The sequence below is a fragment of the Vibrio sp. ES.051 genome (genome assembly GCF_002563795.1).
Lineage (GTDB): Bacteria > Pseudomonadota > Gammaproteobacteria > Enterobacterales > Vibrionaceae > Vibrio.
The window spans coordinates 621,509-627,820 of the sequence record NZ_PDJL01000005.1; the positions used below are offsets into that span (position 1 = coordinate 621,509).

General features: G+C 47.1%; 3 protein-coding genes, 4 tRNA genes and 3 rRNA genes. All 10 read right to left on the reverse strand.

Annotation, left to right across the window (positions count from 1 at the left end; translation table 11 throughout):
- Positions 1-13: 13 nt before the first annotated feature.
- Positions 14-322 (reverse strand): hypothetical protein, encoded by a 309-nt coding sequence (locus tag ATG66_RS17090; RefSeq protein ID WP_098416421.1) that lies wholly within the window; start codon positions 320-322, stop codon positions 14-16.
- Between the two features lie 288 nt (positions 323-610).
- Positions 611-1,447, reverse strand: coding sequence for a penicillin-insensitive murein endopeptidase (gene mepA / locus ATG66_RS17095; RefSeq protein ID WP_098416422.1), 837 nt, complete (start codon positions 1,445-1,447; stop codon positions 611-613).
- A 12-nt stretch (positions 1,448-1,459) separates the two neighbouring features.
- Positions 1,460-1,792, reverse strand: a complete 333-nt coding sequence (locus tag ATG66_RS17100) for a DUF1904 domain-containing protein (protein ID WP_098416423.1) — start codon at positions 1,790-1,792, stop codon at positions 1,460-1,462.
- A gap of 227 nt (positions 1,793-2,019) precedes the next feature.
- Positions 2,020-2,096: transfer RNA gene (locus ATG66_RS17105), tRNA-Trp, on the reverse strand.
- Between the two features lie 35 nt (positions 2,097-2,131).
- Positions 2,132-2,208: transfer RNA gene (locus ATG66_RS17110), tRNA-Asp, on the reverse strand.
- 44 nt (positions 2,209-2,252) lie between these two features.
- Positions 2,253-2,369: ribosomal RNA gene (rrf, locus tag ATG66_RS17115) — 5S ribosomal RNA — on the reverse strand.
- 114 nt (positions 2,370-2,483) lie between these two features.
- Positions 2,484-5,373: ribosomal RNA gene (locus ATG66_RS17120) — 23S ribosomal RNA — on the reverse strand.
- Positions 5,374-5,666: 293 nt separating this feature from the next.
- Positions 5,667-5,742: transfer RNA gene (locus tag ATG66_RS17125), tRNA-Ala, on the reverse strand.
- A gap of 42 nt (positions 5,743-5,784) precedes the next feature.
- Positions 5,785-5,861 (reverse strand) — tRNA-Ile (locus tag ATG66_RS17130).
- A 68-nt stretch (positions 5,862-5,929) separates the two neighbouring features.
- A 16S ribosomal RNA gene (locus ATG66_RS17135) occupies positions 5,930-6,312 on the reverse strand; the annotation flags it as partial.

Here is a 6,312-nt window from a genome sequence, read left to right on the forward strand (position 1 = left end):
GTTGAACCTTTTTTCAACCTGATTTTTCAATAGGGTAGATATTACAGAACAACTCTTTTTCGAAGTGATATTCCAACCTATCCCGCCAGTTTTCAGCCTGAGATACTGGTACTAAATAAAAATTTTCTCGGCACGTATCCGTAACAAAAGCCATGCCGTGTTGCATCAGTTCGTAATGCACATCATTAATAAAGCCCGGATCAAGACGCTGACGTCCTGTCAGGTGGTTCACATCTACCCGAGTCAACAATACCCCTTTAGTTTCACTGCTGAATCTGTGTCTTAACCACTCTGCAAACTCTTTTGCACAAATCATAGTCATGGTTTTATCCTTGATTTACTCTTTCGGCAGGTAAATACAACTACCCTCGTCTGCGTTGTTATTTCTCTTTTTTGACCAACTGACAGCCATATTGTTAAGAAATCAGAGTATTGTGATGAAAGGGCTATTATAACGGTGTCATTGCGACCTATGAATAAATGCAACTCTGTGTATTTTAGATTTCTATAAGCATGCCACCGAACCAATTAGATTAGTTTTTGTATTAGTATTATTCACTGTAGACAAAAGTATGATGTTTCTCCAGTTTCATAAAAGAGATACTCAAATTCAATTCGCGTTGATAATAGGTTGGCATTGCGGCGGAATTTCTTTTACACGTTTTGGTTTAGAAACTGTTTTCCTAGAAGAAGTCTTAGATTGAGGTATAACTTTAGGTTTCCAGCTCGCCAATTCAAATCCACACCCATCGCCAGAAGGAGGAGGAGCTTGATCAACACAATAACGGCTAGAGTTAGGACAAGATAATCTCACATGAAAATGGTAATGATGCCCCCACCAAGGACGCACTTTACGTAACCATGACCGATTATTCCCCGTTTCCTGCGCACAAAGTTTCTCTTTGATCACGGGGTGAACAAATATCCGTGCAACATCTTCACTTTGTGAGGCGTAGCGAATCAGTTCAAAATGTCGACCTTCCCAGTAGTTATCTAATATCACGTAGCCCTTGAGATCCACTACACTCATAGGTTTAAGAAATCGTAATTCAGTATCAGAGAGCGGCTCATCAGCAAGCCGTAGCCATATATCTATATCCAAACCAGTTTGATGACTTTTGTGACCAGAAGAGAAACGTCCGCCACGAGGTAAAGATAAGTCCCCAATCAGTAGCGTAGTATTTAGCTCTTGATGAGCTTTAAGTGCTAGCTTTTCAAGAAATCTTATCGTATTAGGATGCCCATAGTAGCGTTTCGCTTTATGGCGCAAAACTTGATAACCGACGCCATCAAGAGGGAGAGATAATGCCCCATCTAAACAGCCATTCGCATAACTGCCAATAGAGGAGGATGAGTTTTGGGTAGGGACTGAGACCTGTTCCCAAGGAGTTGCATGGATAGGAGCTGAGAAACATAAAACTAAAGATAAAACGAAACTCAGCTTCATAACTCTTAACCTTTAGTAATGCTCACCGTTATCATAATAAGCTTTAGGAGACAGAGCTGAAAAGATAACCGCTACATCAATATCAGCACCCTCGATACCGCGAACTTGTTGTGTAATGATCTTAGCGACTTTATCTTGTGCTTCCTGACCACGGTCAAACCAAAGCACTTCTATAAAAGGGTATGCAGCACTTACCTCATCTTCACTGAAAAACGTAGTGTAGATATACTCAAAAGTAAAATCTTCACGTGGGCAATCCATTAAAGACAAAAGTTCATCCGTGAGTGGTTTTGATAGTGCTTGAACAGTTTGTGGCTCTACAGCACGCAATCTAAAATGTGGCATAAACTTATTCCTAATTGTTAGCATTAAAGCATGATGATAACAGGAACTTAACCTGTAATCATCTACGCCACTTAAAGCGGCAACTAGGCTGAATCCAACAACGTTGAATTTAAATACTCAGGAGTTTTTCTAGAAAAATTGAGTCTGACATGATTTAAAAATGAGGAAGTTAAAGTAAATTTGATAAATACAAAAAAGCCTCAGCATTTCTGCTGAGGCTCTAAATATGGCAGGGGTGGAGAGATTCGAACTCCCAACACGCGGATTTGGAATCCGCTGCTCTGCCAATTGGAGCTACACCCCTTTAGTACGTATTTAACGAGACGACTCTCAAATAAATGGCGGAGTGGACGGGACTCGAACCCGCGACCCCCGGCGTGACAGGCCGGTATTCTAACCAACTGAACTACCACTCCGCAGTGGTATCACCCGTTGTAAAAACGAATGTCCATAATGTAAAGCCTGGCGATGTCCTACTCTCACATGGGGAAACCCCACACTACCATCGGCGCTATTTCGTTTCACTTCTGAGTTCGGCATGGAAGTCAGGTGGGGCCAAAACGCTATGGTCGCCAAGCAAATTCTTTTTAACTACCGCCAACGCAGTAATTAATAATCTGGAAAGCTGTTTCAGTTCTTAACACAATCAAGTTTTCTTGTATTGAGTCCATCAAAACCCCTTGGGTGTTGTATGGTTAAGCCTCACGGGCAATTAGTACAGGTTAGCTCAATGCCTCGCAGCACTTACACACCCTGCCTATCAACGTCGTAGTCTACGACAACCCTTTAGGATACTTAAAGTATCAGGGAGAACTCATCTCAAGGCTCGCTTCCCGCTTAGATGCTTTCAGCGGTTATCGATCCCGAACTTAGCTACCGGGCAATGCGTCTGGCGACACAACCCGAACACCAGAGGTTCGTCCACTCCGGTCCTCTCGTACTAGGAGCAGCCCCTTTCAATTCTCCAACGCCCACGGCAGATAGGGACCGAACTGTCTCACGACGTTCTAAACCCAGCTCGCGTACCACTTTAAATGGCGAACAGCCATACCCTTGGGACCGACTTCAGCCCCAGGATGTGATGAGCCGACATCGAGGTGCCAAACACCGCCGTCGATATGAACTCTTGGGCGGTATCAGCCTGTTATCCCCGGAGTACCTTTTATCCGTTGAGCGATGGCCCTTCCATTCAGAACCACCGGATCACTATGACCTGCTTTCGCACCTGCTCGAATTGTCATTCTCGCAGTCAAGCGGGCTTATGCCATTGCACTAACCACACGATGTCCAACCGTGTTTAGCCCACCTTCGTGCTCCTCCGTTACGCTTTGGGAGGAGACCGCCCCAGTCAAACTACCCACCAGGCACTGTCCTCACCCCCGATGAGGGGGCTAAGTTAGAACATCAACACTACAAGGGTGGTATTTCAAGGTTGCCTCCACACATACTGGCGTACGTGCTTCAAAGGCTCCCACCTATCCTACACATGTAGGGTCAATGTTCAGTGCCAAGCTGTAGTAAAGGTTCACGGGGTCTTTCCGTCTAGCCGCGGGTACACTGCATCTTCACAGCGATTTCAATTTCACTGAGTCTCGGGTGGAGACAGCGTGGCCATCATTACGCCATTCGTGCAGGTCGGAACTTACCCGACAAGGAATTTCGCTACCTTAGGACCGTTATAGTTACGGCCGCCGTTTACCGGGGCTTCGATCAAGAGCGTCGACCGAAGTCTAACCCCATCAATTAACCTTCCGGCACCGGGCAGGCGTCACACCGTATACGTCATCTTACGATTTTGCACAGTGCTGTGTTTTTAATAAACAGTTGCAGCCACCTGGTATCTGCGACTCCTAGTAGCTCCATCCGCAAGGGACTTCACCGCCAAGAGCGTACCTTCTCCCGAAGTTACGGTACCATTTTGCCTAGTTCCTTCACCCGAGTTCTCTCAAGCGCCTTGGTATTCTCTACCCGACCACCTGTGTCGGTTTGGGGTACGATTCCATCAAATCTGAAGCTTAGAGGCTTTTCCTGGAAGCATGGCATCAATGACTTCACATCCGTAGATGCTCGACGTCGTGTCTCAGCCTTAAAAAGAGCCGGATTTACCTAACTCTTCAGCCTACGCACTTGAACCTGGACAACCGTCGCCAGGCCCACCTAGCCTTCTCCGTCCCCCCATCGCAATTTGATTGAGTACGGGAATATTAACCCGTTTCCCATCGACTACGCCTTTCGGCCTCGCCTTAGGGGTCGACTCACCCTGCCCCGATTAACGTTGGACAGGAACCCTTGGTCTTCCGGCGTGGAGGTTTTTCACCCCCATTATCGTTACTCATGTCAGCATTCGCACTTCTGATACGTCCAGCATGCCTTACGGCACACCTTCAACCGCTTACAGAACGCTCCCCTACCCAATACTCAAAGAGTATTGCCGCAGCTTCGGTTTACTACTTAGCCCCGTTACATCTTCCGCGCAGGCCGACTCGACCAGTGAGCTATTACGCTTTCTTTAAATGATGGCTGCTTCTAAGCCAACATCCTGGCTGTCTGAGCCTTCCCACATCGTTTCCCACTTAGTAGTAATTTGGGACCTTAGCTGGCGGTCTGGGTTGTTTCCCTCTCCACGACGGACGTTAGCACCCGCCGTGTGTCTCCCGGATAGTACTTACTGGTATTCGGAGTTTGCAAAGGGTTGGTAAGTCGGGATGACCCCCTAGCCTTAACAGTGCTCTACCCCCAGTAGTATTCGTCCGAGGCGCTACCTAAATAGCTTTCGGGGAGAACCAGCTATCTCCAGGTTTGATTGGCCTTTCACCCCTAGCCACAAGTCATCCGCTAATTTTTCAACATTAGTCGGTTCGGTCCTCCAATTGATGTTACTCAATCTTCAACCTGCCCATGGCTAGATCACCTGGTTTCGGGTCTATATCCAGAGACTAAGTCGCGCAGTTAACACTCGCTTTCGCTACGGCTCCCCTAGATGGTTAACCTTGCCACTGAATATAAGTCGCTGACCCATTATACAAAAGGTACGCAGTCACACCACGAAGGTGCTCCTACTGCTTGTACGTACACGGTTTCAGGTTCTATTTCACTCCCCTCACAGGGGTTCTTTTCGCCTTTCCCTCACGGTACTGGTTCACTATCGGTCAGTCAGTAGTATTTAGCCTTGGAGGATGGTCCCCCCATATTCAGACAGGATATCACGTGTCCCGCCCTACTCGATTTCACTGCATATGCGTCGTCAGTTACGGGGCTATCACCCTGTATCGCCAAGCTTTCCAGCTTGTTCACCTGACGCCTATAAAGCTTAAGGGCTAGTCCAATTTCGCTCGCCGCTACTTTCGGAATCTCGGTTGATTTCTTTTCCTCGGGGTACTTAGATGTTTCAGTTCCCCCGGTTCGCCTCGCTATGCTATGTATTCACATAGCGATACTTACTTATGTAAGTGGGTTTCCCCATTCGGAAATCCCAGACTCAAGTGGCTTTTACTGCCTAATCTGGGCTTATCGCAAGTTAATACGTCCTTCATCGCCTCTGACTGCCAAGGCATCCACCGTGTACGCTTAGTCACTTAACCATACAACCCGAAGGAGTTTCGAGTTGATGTTCAAATCACCAAAGTTGTCTCTCATTATTTGAATGAGCGAGAGACATTTCGATTTTGCCGGACTCAATTTCGAATAATCACTGCAATAGTGACATTCCCAAGAACACTTGAATGTGTTGTTTTGGTGTTTATCTTTACGATAAACATTGAGAACTTTATTTGATAACAACGTTGTTGTTATCAGTCAGCTTTCCAAATTGTTAAAGAGCAAAGTTTTCTGATGAAAACCATGTTTAAACACACTCATTGAATGCGCTTAAAGATGGTGGAGCTATGCGGGATCGAACCGCAGACCTCCTGCGTGCAAGGCAGGCGCTCTCCCAGCTGAGCTATAGCCCCATCAGGTGTCGATACTGTATGCCAATTTTCTGGGAAGGAAATTGGTGGGTCTGAGTGGACTCGAACCACCGACCTCTCGCTTATCAGGCGAACGCTCTAACCACCTGAGCTACAGACCCAGTATCGTCTCTTAAACTTTATAAACCGTATCAATCTGTGTGAACACTCATCGCAATAATCTTTCGTATAAGGAGGTGATCCAGCGCCAGGTTCCCCTAGCGCTACCTTGTTACGACTTCACCCCAGTCATGAACCACAAAGTGGTAAGCGTCCCCCCGAAGGTTAAACTACCTACTTCTTTTGCAGCCCACTCCCATGGTGTGACGGGCGGTGTGTACAAGGCCCGGGAACGTATTCACCGTGGCATTCTGATCCACGATTACTAGCGATTCCGACTTCATGGAGTCGAGTTGCAGACTCCAATCCGGACTACGACGCACTTTTTGGGATTCGCTCACCATCGCTGGCTCGCCGCCCTCTGTATGCGCCATTGTAGCACGTGTGTAGCCCTACTCGTAAGGGCCATGATGACTTGACGTCGTCCCCACCTTCCTCCGGTTTATCACCGGC